A 19,162-nucleotide genomic window follows, 5' to 3' on the forward strand; every position below is an offset into this window, starting at 1 on the left:
CAGCGCGGTCTCCACCTTAGAACAGACCGCCTGTCCCCTCAGGGAGATCACGCAACGTGCGCCCGTCTCGGTTCGCCGCGCGGCGCAGCCGCGGAGCGGTGCAGCAACCGCGCCCCCGCCCGACGCGCGGGCTCCGGCGGCCTAGAGTTCGGGGGATGGACTACGCAGCGGGCGCAGGCACCGGGGCGCGGCCGCAGGCGGGCGGAGCCGGCGGGCCGGGGCCGCCCGGTTTGCAGGAGTGGCCCTGCGGCGCGGACGAGGCGCGGGCGCTGCAGGAGCGTTCGGCGCCGCTGGTGCGCCGGGAGGCGATCGACGCCGGCGCCGTCTCACTGGTCGCGGGGCTGGACGTGGCCTACTCGGCCGACGACGACCGGCTCGCCGCCGCCGCTGTCGTGCTGGCCGCTCCGGAGTGGGAGGTGGTCGACTCCGCTACCGCCGTGTCGCGGCCGCGCTTTCCCTACGTGCCCGGCCTGTTCGCGTTCCGCGAGGCGCCCGCGCTGCTGGAGGCCGTCGCGCAGCTGGGCACGCGGCCCGACGTGCTCGTCTGCGACGGATTCGGGCTGGCGCACCCGCGCCGGTTCGGGCTCGCCTGCCACGTGGGCGTCGCGCTGGACCGCCCGGTGCTGGGCGTGGGCAAGACGCCGTTCGTCGGCCGCGCCGAGGAGCCCGGACCCGAGCGCGGAGCCTGGTCGCCGCTGGTCGACGGCGGCGAGGTCGTCGGCCGCTGCCTGCGCACCCGGACGGGTGTGAAACCGGTCTACGTATCGGTCGGCCACCGCGTCGACCTCGCCTCGGCCGCCGCGCTGACGCTGCGCCTGGCGCCCCGCTTCCGGCTGCCCGAGCCCGTGCGGCAGGCGGACCGGCTGTGCCGCGACCGCCTGGCGGGGGTCTGACCTCCGGCGCCCCGCGCGCACGGCCGACCGGCGGATGCCCTCGGCACTCGACACGCGGCGGGTCCCCTTTATCCGACATGCCGGGACCACTGCGTGGCCGGATCCGGCCAATAAGCCGCGACACCAGATCGAACGGCCGACTCGCGGCGTCGAATACGCACAAAACCAGTTGCACTGTGACTCGCGCCACTAGGCTTCTGGTGCCATCAGTTGAGAAGACCGGAGGCGCACAATGTGCCCGCACCGACCCGCATGCCCGTCCTTCGACGACGTCGCCCGCGAAGCGGCCCGCGTCGTCGCCAGTCACCCGGAGCAGGGCTGGAGCCTGCTCTGCAACGGCGTCGTGATCTTCGAGGACACCGGCGAGCTGCTGCCCAACGGCCGCGTCGTCGCCCCGCACCGCCCGACCGACGTCCGGGCCGTCGCCTGAGGCCGAACCCGACACGCACCGAGCCGTCCGATCCGGCCGACCGAGCGGGGACCGCCGTCCGTCCCCGCGACCCGGCCCGGCGCAGGCCGCCGGTCCGGACGCTCAGCCCAGCCGTTCAGCGAGCCAGTCGACGACGGCAGTGGCCACCGCACCGGTGTCCTTGGCCAGATCGTGGCGCTCGCCGGCACGCACCACCAGCGACGCGGCGTCGGCCGCGTCGGGAACGCCGAAGGGGTCGCGGTCCCCGTTGACCACCAGGGTCGGCGCCCCCGCCCCGCGCAGCTCCGGGGCGCGCGAGCGCTCCGGCTTGCCCGGCGGATGCAGGGGGAACGCCAGCGCTACCACCGCCGCCGCGCCCAGCTCCGCGGCGGTGCGGCACGCGACCCGGGCGCCGTTGCTGCGCCCGGCCGGCACGAGCGGAAGCCCGGCCAGCCGCGCGTCCGCGCACACCGCCCGGACCGCGGAGATCCACGCCTCGTCCTGGGGACCGGTGGCCGAGCCGGGCATCGTGCGACCGGCCACCCGGTAGGGCTGCGTGATGCGCGCCACGGCTCCGCCCGCCTTCAGCACCGCGTCGCACACCGCGGTGATGTCGGGCGCGTCGACACCGCCTCCCGCGCCGTGCGTGATGGCCAGCAGATAGCGCGGCGGCCCGCCGGCCGGCACATCGATGTCGGCGAGCGCAGGCCCACGGGGCGTGTCGAGCTCCATGGCTCCAAGCTTAGGCGTGTTCGCCCGATCACCGTTCTACCGCGCGCCCGCCGGACCCCGGCGCCGGGCGGGCCGCCCGCTCCCGCCGCGTTCTCCCGACACCCGGGCGGCAGGCGGGGTGGCCGCTCGTCAGGCGGGCGGCGCCGACGCCCGCCCCGCGCCCGTTGTGTGCGCCCCACCGGACCCGCGGAGCCCGCGCGGCGCCGCGCGCTGCACCCGCCCAGCGGGAGCGGCACGGGCCGCGCCCGGAGACCCCCCGCACCCCCACCACCGATGCACCCCCGCCACAGCCGCCCGACTCCGACCCCGACCACCCGCGACGGCCGCACGTCACTCCGCCGCATCAGGCCAATCCTCCGGCAGCACCGGCTCACGGGAGCCCGCGGCGAGCCGGAGGCGCTCGCGGAAGTCGTCGTGCAGGGCCCGGCCCCAGACGTACTGGCCGGGTGTGCGCACCGCCTCCTCCAGCGCGCGGCGCAGCGCGGCGGCGTTGTTCTCGCCCTGGGCCAGCGGCAGGGCGAGGTGGGTGTACATCCGGTTCAGCGCGACGAACAGCTCGCCGGTCAGCATCGGCGCGCTGTGCTGGGCCGCGGCCGCCTCGACGTAGGGGTCCCACCAGACCTCGTCCTCACGGGCCTGCCCGTCCTCCTGCTCGGCGGTCTCCGGGTCGGGCGCCAGGAAGCCGCGGCGCAGGCGGGCGCGGACCTCGTCGGCGGTGGCGGGATCGCGGTGGGCCAGGCCGTCGGCCCACACGCGCTCGGCGGCCTCGCCGTCGCCGCGCACCGCGAGCAGCCGGGCCAGCAGTTCGACGGCGCCGCCCGCGACCTCGGGGGCCACCGCCCCCTCGGGCGCCGCGCCCGGCGCCTCCGGCGCGGGGCCCGCGCCCTCGCGCGGTTCTCCGCCGCGCGCGCCGGCCTCGGTTACGACGGCCGCGAACGCGCCGATCGCGTACTCCACGTGCACGGCGCCCAGCAGCAGCCGCAGTCCGGTGTGCTCGCCCAGCTCCAGGCCCCGGTGGACGACGTCGGCGGCGGCGTCGGTCAGGCCCCGGGCCAGCAGCCGCGCCGCGTAGTCGTGCGCCGCCTCGGGCACGATCTCGACTGAGTCGCTGCTCAGCACCTGGTCCCAGTGCGCCTCGGCGGTTTCGGTGTCGCCGCGGTCCTCGGCCAGGCGCGCGAGTCCGTAGTGGGCGGCCGGGCGGTAGCGGTTGTTGCCCGAGTCGAGGACGTCGCGCCAGGCGGCGCGCGCCTGTTCGGCGTCGCCCTCGGCCTCGAAGGACAGGGCCAGGTGGTAGGCGGCGCGCGGGGCGAACTCGGGGTGGCCGGTGCCGATGGCGGTGCGCGCGGCCGACCGCGACGCCGCCACCTCGCCCATGTCGTGGCGGACGACGGCCAGCCCGAGGGCGGCCAGCGGCAGATAGCGCTGCGCACCGCCCTCGACCACGCGTTCGTAGACCTGGGCGGCGCGGTTGAGGTGTCCGTTCTCGGCGAGGTCGCGCGCCTGGTCGCACAGGCTCTTGGACTCGGACTCGTCTCCGGCGGCGTCGTGGGTGGAGGATCCGGCGGACGCTGTCATCTGGCGCTGCTTTCCACACGGGGGGCGGTTCGGGCGGCGCGGGGCCGACCCGGCGGTTCCACTGGGAGGTTAGCCCGTCGGCGCGGACACGATGACGAGGCGTGGCCGCACCGCCCGGAATCGGCGGGGCGCCCCCCGGTACCGGTACCGCGACGATTCCCGGCACCGATACCGCGGCGGTAGGCGGCGACCGCAACCGCCACCTTTACATCGTAGATTTATCTATTCCCCGACGAGTCCGGCGCACACGGCGAGCGGCCGCCGTCCCCGCGCTCGTACTCCGCGGGTCCGGCGGCCGCCGCTCGTCCTCGGACCGCTCCCCCGCCCCCGGGGGGCGGGGCCGGCGGCTAGACCTCGAACGCCTCCGGCGGCGGGCAGGCGCAGACGAGGTTGCGGTCCCCGTAGGCCTGGTCGATCCGCCCGACCGGGGACCAGTACTTGTCGAACCGCAGCCGCTGCACCGGGAAGGCGCCCTCGTGCCGCGAGTAGGGGTGGCGCCACTCGTCGGCGGTGAGCGCCTCGGCCGTGTGCGGCGCGTTGCGCAGCGGGTTGTCGTCGGCCGGGTAGGCGCCCTCGGCGACCCGGTCGATCTCGCCGCGGATGGCGATCATGGCGTCGACGAAGCGGTCCAGCTCCTCCAGGTCCTCACTCTCGGTCGGCTCGACCATCAGCGTCCCCGCCACGGGGAAGGACATCGTGGGCGCGTGGAACCCGTAGTCGATCAACCGCTTGGCGACGTCCTCGTTGCTGATGCCGGTCCGCTTCTGCAGGCCGCGGATGTCGATGATGCACTCGTGGGCGACCAGGCCGCCCCGGCCGGTGTAGAGCACCGGGTAGTAGGGCTCCAGCCGCTTGGCGACGTAGTTGGCGCCGAGCACCGCGGCCTCGGTGGCCGCGCGCAGCCCCTCCTCGCCCATCATCCTGATGTAGGCCCAGGAGATCTGCAGGATCCCGGCCGACCCGAACGGCGCCGACGACACCGGGCCCACCCCGGTGTAGGGCCCGGCCTCGGGCTGGCTGGGGTGGTTGGGCAGGTAGGCGGCCAGGTGGGAGCGCGCCGCCACCGGGCCGACACCCGGACCGCCGCCGCCGTGCGGGATGCAGAAGGTCTTGTGCAGGTTCAGGTGGCTGACGTCGGCGCCGAACCGCCCGGGCTTGGCCCAGCCCAGCAGCGCGTTCAGGTTGGCACCGTCGACGTAGACCTGGCCGCCCGCCTCGTGCACCAGGTCGCACACCTCGGTGATGGTGTCCTCGTAGACGCCGTGCGTGGAGGGGTAGGTGACCATGATGGCGGCCAGGTCGCCGGCGTGCTCGGCGGTCTTGGCGCGCAGGTCGTCCATGTCGATGTTGCCGCCGTCGTCGCAGGCCACGACCTTGACCCGCATGCCGGCCATGGTCGCGCTGGCGGCGTTGGTGCCGTGCGCCGAGCTGGGGATCAGGCACACGTCGCGCCCCCGCTCGCCGCGCCCGCGGTGGTAGCCGCGGATGGCCAGCAGCCCGGCCAGCTCGCCCTGGGAACCGGCGTTGGGCTGCAGCGACACCGCGTCGTAGCCGGTGATCTCGGCGAGCCACCGCTCCAGGTCGCGCACGATGCGCACGGTCCCGGCGGCCTGCTCCAGCGGCGCGAAGGGGTGCAGCGACGCGAACTCCGGCCAGGTCACCGACTCCATCTCGGCCGTGGCGTTGAGCTTCATCGTGCACGAGCCCAGCGGGATCATGCTGCGGTCCAGCGCCAGGTCCTTGTCGGCGAGGCGGCGCATGTAGCGCAGCAGCGAGGTCTCGCTGCGGTGGGCGGAGAAGACCGGGTGGGTGAGGTAGTCCACCCCTCGGCGCAGCTCCTCCGGCAGGGCCGCGCGCCGGTCGGCGCCGGCGGTCCGGCCGGGGACGCTCTTGCCGAAACCGGTGAACGCCGCCACCACGGCCTCGATGTCGGCGGTGGTGGTGTTCTCGTCGCAGCTGACGCCCACGGTGTCGGAGCCGGCGGCCAGCAGGTTGACGCCGCGCTCGGCGGCCGCCTCGACGACCGATCCCGCCGCCCCGGGCACGCGCACCCGCAGCGTGTCGAAGAACCGCTCGCCGACGACCTGGAACCCGGCCGCGCGCAGCCGCTCGGCGAGGTCGGCGGCGTGGCCGTGCACCCGCTCGGCGATCGCCCGCAGCCCGTGGGGCCCGTGGTAGACCGCGTACATGCCGGCCATCACCGCCAGCAGGACCTGGGCGGTGCAGATGTTGCTGGTGGCCTTCTCGCGGCGGATGTGCTGCTCGCGGGTCTGCAGCGCCAGCCGGTAGGCGGGCTTGCCCGCGTTGTCGACCGAGACGCCCACCAGGCGCCCGGGCAGCTGGCGCTGGAGCCCCTCGCGCAGCGACATGTAGCCGGCGTGCGGGCCGCCGAAGCCCATCGGGACCCCGAAGCGCTGGGTGGAGCCCACCGCGATGTCGGCGCCCATCTCACCCGGGCTGCGCAGCATCGTCAGCGCGAGGATGTCGGCGGCCACCACCGCCAGCGCGCCGCGCTCGTGCGCCTCGGCGATGACCGGGCGCGGGTCGCGCACCGCTCCGCTGCCGGCCGGGTACTGCACCAGCACGCCGAAGGCGTCGGTGTCGGGCAGCCCCTGCGACAGGTCGGCCACCACCACGTCGATGCCCAGCGGCTCGGCGCGGGTGCGCAGCACCGACAGGGTCTGCGGGAACACGTCGGAGTCGACGACGAAGACGTCGCTGCTGCCGCGGGTGGCGCGGCGGGCGAGGGTCATCGACTCGGCCGCGGCCGTGGCCTCGTCCAGCAGCGAGGCGCCCGAGACCGCCAGCCCGGTCAGGTCCGAGACCATCGTCTGGAAGTTCAGCAGCGCCTCCAGGCGCCCCTGGGAGATCTCCGGCTGGTAGGGGGTGTAGGCCGTGTACCAGGCCGGGTTCTCCATGATGTTGCGCAGGATGACGGGCGGGGTGGTGGTGTCGTAGTAGCCCTGACCGATCATCGAGGTCAGCACCCGGTTGCGGTCGGCCAGTGCGCGCAGCTCCGCCAGCGCCTCGGACTCGCCGGCCGCGGCGGGCAGCTCCAGCGGCGCCGGCTGCCCGGGGCGGGCGAGGATGCGCTCGGGCAGCGCCGCGGTCATCAGGTCGTCGGTGCTGCCGTAGCCGACCGCCTTGAGCATCTGCGCGAGCTCGGCGGAGTCGGGGCCGATGTGCCGGTCGGCGAAGTCGCGGGCCGCCGCGGCGCCGGCGTCCGGCCCTCGTTCACGGGTTGGCTGCTCCGTCATGGAGACCTCCTGGTCGCTGTGCCGCTTTCGCGGCTGCTCCTGTCTGGTCTCCCCCTCTGTCGCTCACGGCCCGCCAGGGCCGAGGCGCAGGCACGTCTCGCCTACCGCTCCAGAGTGGCCTCCTCCACGCGGTCCTTGGTGCCTGAGAGGTTACTGGGGAGTTTTGCCCCGTCGGCGCCCCGCTGTGGGGTCTCTCCCGCGTGGTATCGACGGCCGGATCGTGGTGTCGACTGCGTTGTTCGGTTGTGGGTCGTCCATTATGTACGGCCCTGATGGACCACAGGGCGGCGGGGGCGTACTGCCCGCCTTCGCGGTCGCGCGCGTGTCAGGCCCGCCGCACAGCCGACGTTACTGGATCCGGGCGCATTCGTGGAGTGCACGCGGGTAGGCGCGCATCACACCCGCGCCGCCGCCCGCGGACCGGGCGGCCGGCGCCGGCGAGCGCGGACGGGGAGGCCGGCGCGGCCGGCGGAGTCCGCGGGAGGCCGGAGGTCAGCCGGTCTTGCGCTCGCGGCGGCGCCGCGCCAACTCGTCGGCGGGCCGCGCCTGCGGGCTCAGCGACCCGCCAAGCTCCTCGCCGGGAACCTCGTCGAGAGCGCCCTCGAGCTCGCGCCACACGCGCCCCAGGGCGATCCCGAACACGCCCTGCCCGCCCTGCATCAGGTCGACGACCTCGTCGGGCGACGTGCACTCGTAGACGCTGACGCCGTCGCTCATCAAGGTGACCTGGGCGAGGTCGGCGGTACCGCGGTAGCGCAGGTGGTCCACCGCCGGGCGGATCTGCTGCAGGGAGATGCCGGTGTCGAGCAGCCGCTTGACGACCTTGAGCAGCAGGACGTCGCGGGAGTCGTACAGCGGGGGCCTACCGCCCTCCTGCTGCACGGTGGGGCCGACCAGGCCGGTGCGGGCCCAGTAGTCGAGTTGCCGATAGGTGATTCCGGCGGCCGCACATGCCGTGGGGCCGCGATAACCGACGTCCATAGGCAGCGCCACCACGTCCTCTTCGCACAGCAGGCCCTGCTCCCCAGCTCGCCGTATCGCTGTATGCCTGAGAGCGGAGGTTTGCTGCTCACCGCTAGTAACCGCCACGCCGAACCTCCGGCTCCTCGGCCCACGGCGGTTTGACAGGGGGCATGAAGGGTGCGCCGCGGGTTCCTTCGACATTGAAGGTAAGCCGGTCGCACGGACAGCGTCAACGACACCCATCGGCGCGTCGCGGAACCTGTTTCGCCGCCGCCGAGCACCGCCGCCGTCCATTTGCAAGCATAACCGAAGAGCGGCTCGCGGGCCGCTTTCCCGCCTTCCTGACCTGCACCGGAACCGGAGCACCGGACCGGGCGGCGACCCGGGTGCCGCGCCGGCGCCCGCGGGGCGCGTCCACATACCCGCGACACGCCGTCGCCGAGACCGTCGCGTCCAGGCGGATCCGGCCGCCGCGGCCGCCGCCACCGCGACCGGGCCGCCCGGTTCGCACGGTTCCCCCACCCGCGTGCGGCGCCCCGACGCGCGCGGGCCGCTGCGGCCCGCTGCCCGAGCGGCCCTCGCACCGGGGCCCTCGCCGGCCCGGGTGCCCGCGCGAGGGGGGACACCGCGTCTGGTATCTCTGGTGGCTGCCACAACGGGCGGCCGCCGGCCGCCGCGTTCCATCCGTCTCCCCGGAAGGGGCAGCAGGTGAACCGGCCTACCACGAACTGGGCGGGCAACATCGGCTTCGCCGCCGAGCGCCTCCACCACCCCTCCACCGTCGCCGAGGTGCAGGCCGCCGTCGCCCGCGCCGAGCGGGCACGGGCCCTGGGCAGCGGGCACTCCTTCAACGCCGTCGCCGACACCCCCGGCGACCTCGTCTCGCTCGCCCGCCTGCCGCGCACGATGGAGCTGGACACCGCGGCCGGAACCGTCCAGGTGGGCGCGCGCGTGCGCTACGCCGAGCTGGCGCAGTGGCTCCAGGAGCGCGGCCGCGCCCTGCACAACCTGGGATCACTCCCCCACATCTCGGTGGCCGGGTCGGTCGCCACCGCCACCCACGGCTCCGGCGACGCCAACGGCAACCTTGCCACCGCGGTGGAGGCGCTGGAGCTGGTGACCGCCGAGGGCGACCTGGTGAGCCTGAGCCGGGCCGAGAACGGCGCCGAGTTCGACGGCGCGGTCGTGGCGCTCGGCGCGCTCGGGATCGTGACCGCGATGACGCTGCGCACCGAACCGGACTTCGACGTCGCCCAGAGCGTCTACGAAGGCCTGCCGCTGGAGGCGCTGGACGAGGACTTCGACGCGATCACCGGCGCCGCCTACAGCGTCAGCCTGTTCACCCGCTGGCGCGACCCGGTGGTCGACCAGGTGTGGCTCAAGCACCGGGTGGGTGGCGGCCCGCCCGCCGGCGGCGCCGACGGCTTCTTCGGAGCGCGGCCGGCGGACGGACCCCGCCACCCCGTGCCGGAGATGTCGGCCGAGCACTCCACCCGGCAGCTGGGCGTGGCGGGCCCCTGGTCGGAGCGGCTGCCGCACTTCCGCCCCGGATCGCCGCCCAGCAGCGCAGGCGAGGAGCTCCAGGCGGAGTACCTGCTGCCGCGCGGCGCGGCCGTCGCGGCGCTGCGGGCGCTGGAGCCGCTGCGCGAGCGCATCGCCCCCGTCCTGCAGGTCCACGAGATCCGCACGATCGCCGCCGACGGGCTGTGGCTGAGCCCGAGCCACCGCCAGGACACCGTCGGCTTCCACTTCACCCTGGTCCCCGACACCGCCGCGGTGCTGCCGGTGCTGGAGCTCATCGAGGAGCGGCTGGACCCCTTCGGCGCCGTGCCGCACTGGGGCAAGCTGTTCACCGCGCCGGCCGGGTCGCTGCACGGGCGCTACAGCAGGATGCGCGACTTCGCGGCGCTGGCCCGCCGGTTCGACCCGCGCGGCAAGTTCGCCAACGCGTTCCTGCGCGAGCACGTCCTCGGCGGCTGACGCCGCCCCGCTGTCCTACAGCCGCTCGATGGCCCGGCGGGGCGAGCGGGCGTGGCGGGCCATGTCGCGCCAGGGCTCGGCCCCCGAGCGCTCGGGGAGGGTGCGCACCGTCCAGTGCCGGGCCGTGTCCACGCGCTCCAGCTCGTCCCAGGACAGCGGGGCCGCCACCGGCGCTCCGGGCAGCGCGCGCACCGAGTACGGCGCCACCGCCAGCTGGGCGTAGCCGTTGCGCAGGTAGTCCAGGAACAGCCGGTCGCCGCGGCTGCGCTTGCGGAACCGCGTGGTCAGCTCGTCGGGGCGGCGGCGCGCGACCAGTTCGGCGATGACGTGGGCGAAGTCGCGGGCCTGGCCGGCGTCGATCTCGGGGCGGATGGGCGCGACCACGTGCATGCCGCGCGAGCCGGTGGTCATCACGAACGCGGCCAGGCCCAGGCTTTCCAGCACCTCGCGGACGTCGTAGGCCGCGCGGCGCACCTGCGCGAAGTCGTCGCCGGGCGGGTCGAGGTCGATGACGAGCCGGTCGGGGCGGCGCAGGTCGCCGACCCTGGTCAGCCACGGGTGCAGGGTGATGGCGGCCTGGTCGGCCAGCCATACCAGGGTGGCGGCGTCGTCGCAGACCAGCATCTCGTTCCCGGCGCGGCCGTCGTCCTTGGCCACGTGCACCGAACCGGCCCACGGGGGCGCGTAGGAGGGGCGGTTCTTGACGTAGAAGCCGCCCTCGGGGTCGGCGATGCCGTGCGGGTAGCGCTGCACGGCCAGTGGGCGCCCCCGCAGGTGGCGCAGCATCGGCCCGGCGACCGCGCGGTAGTACTCGGCCAGCTCGCGCTTGGTGACCCCGCCCGGCTCGAACAGCTCCTTGCCGGGTCGGCTGATGCGGACCCGGTGGGCGCCCACCCGCCATGTCAGCGCTTCCGTGTCCAACCGTGCCCTTTCCCGCCCGCGCCGGCGTGTTCGCGTGCGTCTTTACCCGCGGCCTGCGGCGTTTTACCTGGTAACGGGCAGTATGAGAGGTAAGCCCGAGCGGAAGGAGGCGCCCGATGGCCTCTCCGGTGTGGAAGGGAACACTGTCCTTCGGTCTGGTGAGCCTGCCGGTGCGGCTGTTCAGCGCGCGCGAGCGCCACGGCACCCGGTTCCACCAGTTCCAGCGCGACACCTCCGACCGCATCCGGTACCGGAGGGTCAACGAGCGCACCGGCAAGGAGGTGGACTCCGCCGAGATCGTGCGCGGCACCAAGGCCGACGCCTCCTCGGGCGCCGACGAGTACGTCATCGTCGAGCCCCGGGAGATGGAGGAGATCGCGCCCGGCCGGTCCAGCTCTCTGGAGATCACCGCGTTCGTGCCGGCCGACGACGTCGAGGCGCTGTGGTACGACTCCGCCTACTACGTCGCCCCCGAGTCCAAGGGGTCGGCCAAGCCCTACCGGCTGCTGTGCCGGGCCCTGGAGCACTCGGGCCGGCTCGGGCTGACCACGCTGGTGATGCGCGAGCGCCAGCACCTGGCGGTGGTGGGGCCCCAGCAGGGCGTCCTCACGCTGAGCACGCTGTGGTGGGCCGACGAGGTCCGCGACCCGGAGGAGACGCTGCCCGCCATCCCCGAAACCGACCTGGGCGAGCGCGACCTGGACTTGGCCGAGCAGCTGATCGGCGCCATGGCCGAGGAGTGGCGGCCCGAGGCGTACACCGACGACTACCAGGAGCGCATCGACGAGCTGATCCGTGCCAAGAGCGCGGGCGAGCGGGTGCGCTACGCCGAGGAGGGGCCGCCGCCCGAGACCAACGTCGTGGAGCTGACCGAGGCGCTGCGCGCCAGCCTGCGCGGCGGCGAGGAGGAGTCCGCGGCCTCCCGGTCCGGCAAGGGCGGGCGGGGCGGAGCCCGGCGCGGCTCCGCTGACGGCGGCGCCGGGAAGGGCGGCACCGCGAAGGACCGCGCCGGGACCGGCGGAAGGGGCGGGGCCCGTCCCCGCGGAGGCGGCGGCGCGGCGCCCGAGCCGCGCGAGGCGCCGCTCTCCGAGCTGTCCAAGCGCGAGCTGTCGCGGCTGGCCTCCGAGCTGGACGTCCCCGGCCGGTCGAAGATGGACCGCGCCGAGCTGGAGGAGGCCGTCGAGCGCGCCCGCTCGGGCGGATCGGCGCGCTCGGCCTCCTGACCCCGCGGGCGGTTGCGGCGCCCGGGGTGGTCGAGGAACTCCGCGCGTTCCTCGACCGGATCCGGCCGGGCCTGCGGCGGTGCCCATCTCAGCCCTCGATGGACAGGTCGGTGGGCACGTCGGCCGGCTCCAGGTCGGTGCGGGGGCGGACATAGCCCACCGCGTGGCGCCAGCGCCCGGAGGACTGCGCCGCGTCCGGGCAGATCTCCACCACGACCTCGGGCACCACCCGCGCGTAGTCGTGGGCCGAGCCCCACCGGGAGGGCAGCTTGGGCGGCCAGGGGTGGTCGCCGCCGGAGGGACGCAGCAGCTTCGCCATCTCCCGGCGCTGCGCGGGGGCCAGCTCTTTGGTCCGCCCGACCACGCGCAGGGCGCCGGTCTGGGAGTCGCGGCGGCCCACGATCAGCTCCCGCGGGTCGCCGGCGCCGCCGATCACACCGCCGACGATCGCCTCGGTAGTGACACGCCGCTTGTACTTCAGCCAGTCGCGGCGCCCCGGCCGGTACCGGCCGCGCCCGTCCTTGGCGACCAGGCCCTCCACGCCCACCCGCCACATCTGGTCGAACCACTGCCGGGCGACGTCGACGGCGCCGGTCTGCCAGCCGAGCATGAGCGCCGGCTCGCCGACCCCGCGCATCAGCTCCTCCAGGCGGGCGCGCCGGTCGTCCAGCGGGCGCCCCGCCAGCTCGGCCCCGTCCTCGCGCAGAAGGTCGAAGACGATGAAGTGGCAGGGCTCGGTGCGCGCCAGCCGCTGCGCCTCCTGGGGACCGGAGTGGCCGCGGCGCTGCAGGCCGGAGAAGTCGAGGCGGCCCTCGGTCGACCAGCGCACGATCTCGCCGTCGACCGCGGTGCCCGGGGGCAGCGAGGCCTCGACCGCCGCGGCGACGTCGGGGAAAACGGCCTCCAGCCGCCTGCCGGAGCGCGAGGTGATGGACACGTCGCCGTCGCGCCGGACGATGGCGCGGTAGCCGTCCCACTTGGGCTCATAGCGCCAGTGCGGGCCCTCGGGCAGGACGTTCGCGGTGCGGGCGAGCATGGGTTCCACGCACCGAGACTGCCCGGGACGGGCGCCGCGCAGCCCGGCGCAGGTCCGATCATGGACCGATGTTGACCGCGCCTTGGCGGAGTGTTGCGGCGGGGACCGCCCGGGGAGGCCGGGCGAGGGGGATCAGGTGGTGCGGCCGAAGTCCTCCGGCGAGATCTGGTCGAGGAACTCGCGGAATCTCTGTAAGTGAGGCGCCGACCAGCACCACCAGCGGGGCTGCAGGTCAGAGGGTGCAGGCAGCTACTCGTAGCTGCGCAAACCTACAAAATTTCGACCTCAATTTCACAAGCTCGCTCCAGATCCGCTCCAGATACAGGGGAACCCCGCATGGTCCAGCCCATCGAGGCGCACGCGTCACAGGATGCGACCCCGGCCGATCACATCGCCGAGGCCGGCCGCCTGCTCGATGACGTGTGGCTGATGGTGTACCAGGACCCCCGGTACGGGTGGGAGTCGCCGGCGGCGACGAACATGCTCGCTGCCGCTGACATCCACACGCGCATCGCGGATCTCAAGAGCCGCACATAAGAAAACGCCCCCAGCGGGTGCCGGAAACACCACGCTGAGGGCTTGGCCCATCACCTGAGCTGACCAGGGAGGACCCGTGGAAACTCTATCTGCCGGTGTAGTTCGCACCGCAACCCCGGGCGTCGAGACGATCGTCTCCGCCCTCCCCTACCTCACCCCCGCCCAGTGGGCACTAGCCGCCAGCGGCGTGCTGTTCGTGGGCGCCGCAACGGTCGCGGCCGCACACCGGCGCGGGCCGCGTGAGGAGTTCACCGACCGCGCCCGCCGTGAGGCCGCCCAGGCGCGCGCCCAGTGGGACCGCGGCGGCGTGGATCTCGCCATGGTGCGTGACACCGCCCTGTGGATGCTGGCGATCGCCGCCCTCGCGGTGTTCCTGGTCTCGGATTCGCCCGTCGTGCACTGGACCGGCGCCGCCCTGGCTGTCGCGTGCTCGGTGGCGACGGTGCTCGTGGACTGGCGCACCGCCTCGTAGGTGGTGTGCCGGGGCCGCCCCCGCATCCGTCCATCCGTCCCCGGGGGCGGCACCCGGGACACCATCCGCACACCGAGGAGGACCGCATGGCCACACTGTTCGACGCCGCGTTCGCGTGCGAAACCCCCGACTGCAACCGCGCGGGCACGCCCGCCGGCGAGGTCGACCGGCTGCGTCGGCGTATCGCCGCACTGGACGCCGCCTACACCCGGTCGGGTTTCGCCGAGACGGTGGCCTACCGGGCCGCCCGCGGCCACCTGCAAGAGCAGGTGCGCGCCGCCACCTGACATACGCGGCCCGCCCACTCTGCCAGGACCAGGCGGGCCGCCGGCCTCGAAAGGAGACCTGATGAAGACGCTACAGACCTCCGACACCCCCGGCAAGCAGGGGTTTTTCCGCCGCCTGGTGATGCCCGGCGCCGACGCAGGCGCGTCCGGGTACCCCGTGCGCGTCCTAATCACCGCAGCCGCAGTGCCGTCGGTGGCGTCCCTGGTGCTGACCGTGTGGTCGCTGATGGACAGCCTGCCCGAGTCTGCCCCGTGGGGTGTGGGCCTGGCCGCCGGCGGTGTGCTCGACATCGCGCTGGTGTCGTCGGTGGCGATCGCGTGGGTCGCCCCGGCCGTCGCCCGCCCCGCGCAGTCTGCGGGGTGGGCGATCGCCGCGGTGGCCGCCGGATTGGTGGGCTGGCACTCGTGGCTGATCGACTGGCCCCTGATGGCGCTCGGCCTCATCCCGCTGGCGGCGAAGGCGTTGTGGTCGCTGGCGCTGCACGCCCGGCTTGCGCAGCACGCCGCGGTCCGCGAGGAGGCGGAGCAGCAGCGCGCCGCCGCACAGCGGCACCAGCGCGAGCAGGAGGCCCAGCGCGCCGCAGGCGACGCTGAGGCCGCCCGCCGCGCCGCGGAGCTGGACACCGGGCTCACCCACGAGCAGCAGGCTGAGGTGGCGCGGCGCCGGCGGGATGCGGCCTACGCCCGGGAGCTGTCGGCGGCCGAGCAGGAGTTGGAGGCCGCGCAGGCCCAGGCGGCGCACGAGGCGGAGCTGGAGCGGATCCGGCGGGCCGCGGCGCAGCAGATGGAGATGGACCGCGAGGACGCCGAGGTGATCAAGCAGCGGGTGAAGCTCACCCGGGAGATTCAGGCGGGCCGCGGGCTCGCGCTGGGTCAGGGTGAGGCGGCGCCGGATGACCTGTCGTCGCTGTCCGCCTCCCCGGCCGCGCAGGTGATGGGGTTCGGGCAGGCGATGGGCTCTGACCAGCCGTCGCCTCGGGGCGCCTCCCCCGCGCCGGCCCCGCGGGCGCGCGCCGCAGACGGGTTGGAGCCACGCCTGCAGGCGCTCGTGGACTACATCGCCCAGGCGGGCGAGGCGGCCTCGGTGCGGGGTGCGGCCAAAGCCCTGGACTGCGACCCCGCCACGGTGCGGCGGCGCCGTGACGCTCTGGCCAAGCACGGGGTGGACGTGTCCGTGCTGTCCCGCACGAAGCAGTAACCGCCCCTGGGGCGCCCCGGCGCCTCGGGGGTGCGCCTCCCCTCGGGGGGCGTGCCCGCCTCCCCGCACCAGCGGGTGGGCGAGCACACCACCCCGAGGACGGGCCAGGCCAGCGAGCACCCGCGGGTGAGCGCAGCCGGCGCCCTCGCCACCGCACCACCAACCGAAGGAGCAGTAGATGTCCGGACGACCGATACCGACCCGCCTCATGTACCCCGTGGTTTTCGCCGCCATCACGGTGGCCGCCCTGGCGTTCGTCGGCGCCCCCGACCTGATCCTCATTCCCGTCGCCGTGATCGCGGTGGGGGTCGTCGGTGCCGTCATCGCCCGCCACTACCTGCGCAAGGAGTCCTAGCCGATGTACTTCTTCCTGTCCCTGGTCCTCTTCTACACGGCTTTCTGGCTGAACAAGAAGCTCAAGGGCCGCACCGCAGGCATGAGCGCCCTAGTCGTGGGCCTCGGGGCGTCGATGCTGCTGTACCGGTCCCAGGCCTCCCAGACGATCTTGGGCTGGTGCAACGACAACCTCGTCGGAGGCCTCGCGGGCTTCGTCGCGAGCGCGTTCGGTGAGCCGCTGCCGACCACCGTGATCTGGGGGGTGCTGTGCATCGGCGGTTTCGCCATCACCTGCATGGACCTCTACAAGGACCACACCTACAACACCATCGCGATCGTCGCGCTGATCGTCACCCCGATCGCGGCGCACGGCGCCTCCTCGGGGGCTCTGCCCTCGATGATCGACGGCATCCACACCTTCGGCGCGGAGCTGGTCGCGGGGATCGTCGGCGGCGCGGTCGGTTCGTGATGTGGGACGCCGGGCGGGCTGTGCCCGGCGTCCCCGCCCTATCTATGGAAGGACGTGGAAGTGATGATGGCACACGATCAGCGGCCGCTGGCAGAGGCGGACGAGATCCCGACGGGCCTCGTGTGGGAGGAGGGCGAGCCCGCGGAGGCGGGTGAGGCGCCCCGCCCCGACGACACCGAGGCGCGGGGGGAGGCGCAGGAGGCGCCCCGCGGGGCGGAGGGTGAGGCGGTGCAGGGCACGGTCGTGCCCGCCCCCGAGGCGGGCGAGGCGGCCACCCCGAAGCGGCCGCTGCTCGACGACATCAACGCGCGGCTGCGCGCCCGCCTGGAGTCCTGGCACACCTACGCGCTGCTGGCCTGGTCGCGCAGGTGGCAGACCGCCGAGGCCTACATCCAAGACCCGGACCTGTACGAGGAGATCGCCGAGGAGGCAAACGCGGAGATCTACCGGCGCCGCGCCGCGGTCGCGAAGAAGCTCGACCGGGCCAAGATCCGCCGCGATGAGGCGCAGGTGAAGCTCCTGTCCGAGGAGCTGGCGATGCTGGAGCGGCGCCGGGTGTCGGCGATGAAGATCGACGCACTCACCCTGCGGGCGCGCGGGGGGCGCCTCGCCCGCCAGTCCGCGCTGCCGGTGTGTGTGGCGGTCGGCCCGGTCGTGGCGCTGTTCGCCGGGGGCATGTGGTGGCCGCTGCTGGCCTACCCGGTGGCGTGGGCGTGGCTGGCGGTGCAGGGCCACGCGATCGCGGTCGCCGAAGGCGCCACCGAGGTGACGGAAGTGCAGGAGAAGACTCGGGTGCTCGCCCCGCCTCAGGGGGGCGCCTCGTTCGCCTCCCCCGGTGCGCCTCAGGGTGCGGCGGCCGCCGCGGTGGTGGGCGCCTCGGAGGCGGAGAACACGATCCTGTCCCGCCTCACCGACTGGTCCAAGGCCGCCTCGGGGCGCGGGCTCGCCGGCGTCACCCCCGCCTCCCCCACGATCGACGCCCTAGGAATCCGGGTGGTGCTGACCACCACGGGGCGCCTCACCCCCGAGGCGCTCGACAAGAAGCTCGGCGCGATCCGCGCCGCGCTGGCCGTCCCCAAGGGCGTGCGCACCGACCTGTCGCCCGGCGACGTCGGTGACCAGGCGGTGCTGCGCATCCGCACCCGCACGCCGGAGCGGGACATGACCTGGCGGCCGGACCGCCAGGGGATCGGCCTGGACATCGACACCGGCCGCCCGGTCGCGTTGCCGAAGGGTCGCATGCTGATCGCGGGCACCTCGGGGGCGGGCAAGTCGGTACTGCTGCGGGTGCTCATGGCTGAGGCTTTGTGCGCCCGGGAGCCGACCGCGGTTGTCTACCTCGACGGGAAGGGTGAGGAGTCGGCGCTGTGGAAGGGCAAGGTCCGCATCGCCAATACGCCCCGGGAGATCCTGTCGGTGCTGTGTGAGCTGGGCGCGGAGTCCGATGCGCGGTCGCAGATCATGCAGGAGCAGGGGGTCGCCACCTGGACGCCCACCGCGGAGCGTCCGCGGATCGTGGTGGTGGTCGACGAGGGCGCCGAGATCGTCGCGATGGACGACCCCGATGACGACCTGGACCTGATCAAGAGGCTGCGGCCGCTCGCGTCGATGGGCCGCTCCCGCGGGATCGACCTGAAGTGGGCGACACAGAAGCCCGCGATCGGGGAGGGCATCCCGTCGCAGCTAGCCGGCGTCATGCAGGACCGCATCGCGCTGCGCACTGCGGGCCGCAAGGAGAACAACTTGGTGCTCGGGTCGGACTGGAGCAGCCACGAGTTGGAGCTGGGCGGGTTCGCGCTGGCCAGCGTTCCGGGGCGCGGGCCGGGTCAGGCGCCGATCCAGGTGTGGGACCTCTCGGATGACTCGACGGTACTGGGGTTGCCCGACGCGGAGCCGTGGCGGCACCTGCCGCGGGGAGGCGCCCCCGAGGCGCCCCCTGAGGCGGATGGAGAGGCGCCCCGCGGGGCGGGCGGGGTTCCGCCGGTGCTGCGCGCGGCGCTGACCCTGTCCGAAGGCGCCCGGGGCGTGACCGGCGCGGAGATCGCGGCCGGCTGCGGCATGGACCTGGTGGACATGCAGGAGGAGCTGCGGGCCGCGGGCGTGCTGGGCGGCCGGTTCGTCAACGCGGACGGGAATCAGGTGCGCGGGTACCGGCGGGATGCGTTGGAGCAGGCGGCCAGCCGCTACGAGGAGTGAGCGTCTTGGGGGTGTCTGGTCGCTGCCGGTGCAGACGCCCCCGTAGACGCCCCGCGAACCCTGTGTGAACTGTGATCTTGACGGTTCAGACAGGCCTAGACGCCCGATCCGTCAAGGGCAGGCGCGCATGTTGTTTTCGCAGGTGAGAAGCGTAGGCGCGGCGGGGGTGGCGGATAGACGCCCGGGACCGTCTACCGGCGTCTAGTCACTGTCAGTCGCGGGGGCGCTTGAGGACGGAGCGGACCGTCCGGTCGCCGCGGCCGTCGACGAGCACGACCTCGGACACCAGCTCCCACCCGTCGGCGCCGAGGTTGCGCAACTGGCCGTTGTGGAGGCCGCGGTCGGTCTCCTCGACGCGGTAGTCCCAGCGCTGCACGACGCCTCCCCTGGTGTCTGTGGCTGCTGGGTCGATTGTAAGCGGGCGCCACCCCGGCGCCCCTGGGATACTGGAGGCCCCCCTGTTGAGAGTTGTGGAGAGTCATGCCCCGCCCCGACGCCCCTGTGGTGCTAGCGCTGCTGTACGCGCCGGCGGGCAGCGCGTTGGTGGATCGGGGCGGCCGGTGGCTGGTGGCGCAGCCTCAGGACGGCGACACGGTGGTGTTGTCTCAGGAGGCGCTGCTCGCGGAGCCGGACACGGACGCGGTGGGGCGGTTGTTGGCGCTGGTGGCCTGAATCGCT

19 protein-coding genes and 1 riboswitch are annotated in these 19,162 nt (G+C 74.3%); of the genes, 12 read left to right on the forward strand and 7 right to left on the reverse strand.

Annotated elements, in window-relative coordinates:
- Positions 1-155: 155 nt before the first annotated feature.
- Positions 156-893 (forward strand): endonuclease V, encoded by a 738-nt coding sequence (locus tag ABEA15_RS02235; RefSeq protein ID WP_344144992.1) that lies wholly within the window; start codon positions 156-158, stop codon positions 891-893.
- A gap of 232 nt (positions 894-1,125) precedes the next feature.
- Complete coding sequence (locus tag ABEA15_RS02240; RefSeq protein WP_345555241.1) at positions 1,126-1,323, forward strand: DUF5999 family protein; 198 nt, start codon at positions 1,126-1,128, stop codon at positions 1,321-1,323.
- Positions 1,324-1,425: 102 nt separating this feature from the next.
- Here ABEA15_RS02240 and ABEA15_RS02245 read toward each other — a convergent pair whose 3' ends face one another.
- The 4 genes from ABEA15_RS02245 to ABEA15_RS02260 form a co-directional block, all read right to left on the reverse strand.
- Positions 1,426-2,034 carry an alpha/beta hydrolase family protein gene (locus ABEA15_RS02245; RefSeq protein WP_345555242.1) on the reverse strand — a complete coding sequence of 203 codons (609 nt, stop codon included), beginning with the start codon at positions 2,032-2,034 and terminating at the stop codon, positions 1,426-1,428.
- Positions 2,035-2,364: 330 nt separating this feature from the next.
- A complete protein-coding gene (locus ABEA15_RS02250) occupies positions 2,365-3,609 on the reverse strand; it encodes a tetratricopeptide repeat protein (protein WP_345555243.1) in 1,245 nt (414 codons plus the stop codon).
- Between the two features lie 347 nt (positions 3,610-3,956).
- A complete protein-coding gene (gene gcvP, locus ABEA15_RS02255) occupies positions 3,957-6,866 on the reverse strand; it encodes an aminomethyl-transferring glycine dehydrogenase (protein WP_344144998.1) in 2,910 nt (969 codons plus the stop codon).
- A gap of 119 nt (positions 6,867-6,985) precedes the next feature.
- Positions 6,986-7,075, reverse strand: a riboswitch (glycine riboswitch).
- A gap of 283 nt (positions 7,076-7,358) precedes the next feature.
- Entirely contained in the window at positions 7,359-7,955 is a 597-nt protein-coding gene (locus ABEA15_RS02260; RefSeq protein ID WP_386699672.1) for a MerR family transcriptional regulator, read from the reverse strand.
- A 582-nt stretch (positions 7,956-8,537) separates the two neighbouring features.
- Between ABEA15_RS02260 and ABEA15_RS02265 the strand changes: the two genes are divergently transcribed.
- On the forward strand, positions 8,538-9,809 hold the full coding sequence (locus ABEA15_RS02265; protein WP_345555244.1) for an FAD-binding protein: 1,272 nt from the start codon (positions 8,538-8,540) through the stop codon (positions 9,807-9,809).
- Positions 9,810-9,824: 15 nt separating this feature from the next.
- Here ABEA15_RS02265 and ligD read toward each other — a convergent pair whose 3' ends face one another.
- The gene (gene ligD / locus ABEA15_RS02270; RefSeq protein ID WP_344145004.1) at positions 9,825-10,730 is read right to left on the reverse strand and encodes a non-homologous end-joining DNA ligase; all 906 of its coding nucleotides are present in this window, start codon (positions 10,728-10,730) and stop codon (positions 9,825-9,827) included.
- Positions 10,731-10,846: 116 nt separating this feature from the next.
- On the opposite strand from ligD, the gene ku reads away from it, so the two are divergent.
- Positions 10,847-11,953, forward strand: coding sequence for a non-homologous end joining protein Ku (ku, locus tag ABEA15_RS02275; RefSeq protein ID WP_345555245.1), 1,107 nt, complete (start codon positions 10,847-10,849; stop codon positions 11,951-11,953).
- Positions 11,954-12,041: 88 nt separating this feature from the next.
- Here ku and ABEA15_RS02280 read toward each other — a convergent pair whose 3' ends face one another.
- On the reverse strand, positions 12,042-12,989 hold the full coding sequence (locus ABEA15_RS02280) for an ATP-dependent DNA ligase (RefSeq protein WP_344145174.1): 948 nt from the start codon (positions 12,987-12,989) through the stop codon (positions 12,042-12,044).
- Between the two features lie 336 nt (positions 12,990-13,325).
- Between ABEA15_RS02280 and ABEA15_RS02285 the strand changes: the two genes are divergently transcribed.
- The 7 genes from ABEA15_RS02285 to ABEA15_RS02315 all read left to right on the forward strand — a co-directional run bounded on the left by ABEA15_RS02285 (position 13,326) and on the right by ABEA15_RS02315 (position 18,484).
- Entirely contained in the window at positions 13,326-13,526 is a 201-nt protein-coding gene (locus ABEA15_RS02285; RefSeq protein WP_345555246.1) for a hypothetical protein, read from the forward strand.
- Positions 13,527-13,602: 76 nt separating this feature from the next.
- Entirely contained in the window at positions 13,603-13,998 is a 396-nt protein-coding gene (locus ABEA15_RS02290; RefSeq protein ID WP_345555247.1) for a hypothetical protein, read from the forward strand.
- A gap of 86 nt (positions 13,999-14,084) precedes the next feature.
- Positions 14,085-14,285: a hypothetical protein gene (locus ABEA15_RS02295; protein ID WP_345555248.1), complete on the forward strand. Its 201-nt coding sequence runs from the start codon at positions 14,085-14,087 to the stop codon at positions 14,283-14,285.
- A gap of 61 nt (positions 14,286-14,346) precedes the next feature.
- Positions 14,347-15,483, forward strand: a complete 1,137-nt coding sequence (locus ABEA15_RS02300; protein WP_345555249.1) for a hypothetical protein — start codon at positions 14,347-14,349, stop codon at positions 15,481-15,483.
- A 178-nt stretch (positions 15,484-15,661) separates the two neighbouring features.
- The gene (locus ABEA15_RS02305; RefSeq protein ID WP_345555250.1) at positions 15,662-15,838 is read left to right on the forward strand and encodes a hypothetical protein; all 177 of its coding nucleotides are present in this window, start codon (positions 15,662-15,664) and stop codon (positions 15,836-15,838) included.
- A gap of 3 nt (positions 15,839-15,841) precedes the next feature.
- Positions 15,842-16,288, forward strand: a complete 447-nt coding sequence (locus ABEA15_RS02310; protein WP_345555251.1) for a hypothetical protein — start codon at positions 15,842-15,844, stop codon at positions 16,286-16,288.
- Between the two features lie 63 nt (positions 16,289-16,351).
- Positions 16,352-18,484 carry an FtsK/SpoIIIE domain-containing protein gene (locus tag ABEA15_RS02315; protein WP_345555252.1) on the forward strand — a complete coding sequence of 711 codons (2,133 nt, stop codon included), beginning with the start codon at positions 16,352-16,354 and terminating at the stop codon, positions 18,482-18,484.
- 211 nt (positions 18,485-18,695) lie between these two features.
- Here ABEA15_RS02315 and ABEA15_RS02320 read toward each other — a convergent pair whose 3' ends face one another.
- A complete protein-coding gene (locus ABEA15_RS02320) occupies positions 18,696-18,860 on the reverse strand; it encodes a DUF4177 domain-containing protein (RefSeq protein WP_345555253.1) in 165 nt (54 codons plus the stop codon).
- A 104-nt stretch (positions 18,861-18,964) separates the two neighbouring features.
- On the opposite strand from ABEA15_RS02320, the gene ABEA15_RS02325 reads away from it, so the two are divergent.
- Entirely contained in the window at positions 18,965-19,156 is a 192-nt protein-coding gene (locus tag ABEA15_RS02325) for a hypothetical protein (RefSeq protein ID WP_345555254.1), read from the forward strand.
- Positions 19,157-19,162 lie beyond the last annotated feature (6 nt).

It is taken from the genome of Streptomonospora halophila, from assembly GCF_039542725.1.
Taxonomy (GTDB): domain Bacteria; phylum Actinomycetota; class Actinomycetes; order Streptosporangiales; family Streptosporangiaceae; genus Streptomonospora; species Streptomonospora halophila.

Coding starts and splice junctions, on each gene's coding strand:
- ABEA15_RS02285 (WP_345555246.1), top strand. CDS start 13,326: ATGGTCCAGCCCATCGAGGCGCACGCGTCACAGGATGCGACCCCGGCC.
- ku (WP_345555245.1), top strand. CDS start 10,847: ATGGCCTCTCCGGTGTGGAAGGGAACACTGTCCTTCGGTCTGGTGAGC.
- ABEA15_RS02300 (WP_345555249.1), top strand. CDS start 14,347: ATGAAGACGCTACAGACCTCCGACACCCCCGGCAAGCAGGGGTTTTTC.
- gcvP (WP_344144998.1), bottom strand. CDS start 6,866: ATGACGGAGCAGCCAACCCGTGAACGAGGGCCGGACGCCGGCGCCGCG.
- ABEA15_RS02235 (WP_344144992.1), top strand. CDS start 156: ATGGACTACGCAGCGGGCGCAGGCACCGGGGCGCGGCCGCAGGCGGGC.
- ABEA15_RS02315 (WP_345555252.1), top strand. CDS start 16,352: ATGATGGCACACGATCAGCGGCCGCTGGCAGAGGCGGACGAGATCCCG.
- ABEA15_RS02250 (WP_345555243.1), bottom strand. CDS start 3,609: ATGACAGCGTCCGCCGGATCCTCCACCCACGACGCCGCCGGAGACGAG.
- ABEA15_RS02305 (WP_345555250.1), top strand. CDS start 15,662: ATGTCCGGACGACCGATACCGACCCGCCTCATGTACCCCGTGGTTTTC.
- ABEA15_RS02310 (WP_345555251.1), top strand. CDS start 15,842: ATGTACTTCTTCCTGTCCCTGGTCCTCTTCTACACGGCTTTCTGGCTG.
- ABEA15_RS02240 (WP_345555241.1), top strand. CDS start 1,126: ATGTGCCCGCACCGACCCGCATGCCCGTCCTTCGACGACGTCGCCCGC.
- ABEA15_RS02295 (WP_345555248.1), top strand. CDS start 14,085: ATGGCCACACTGTTCGACGCCGCGTTCGCGTGCGAAACCCCCGACTGC.
- ABEA15_RS02280 (WP_344145174.1), bottom strand. CDS start 12,989: ATGCTCGCCCGCACCGCGAACGTCCTGCCCGAGGGCCCGCACTGGCGC.
- ABEA15_RS02245 (WP_345555242.1), bottom strand. CDS start 2,034: ATGGAGCTCGACACGCCCCGTGGGCCTGCGCTCGCCGACATCGATGTG.
- ABEA15_RS02325 (WP_345555254.1), top strand. CDS start 18,965: ATGCCCCGCCCCGACGCCCCTGTGGTGCTAGCGCTGCTGTACGCGCCG.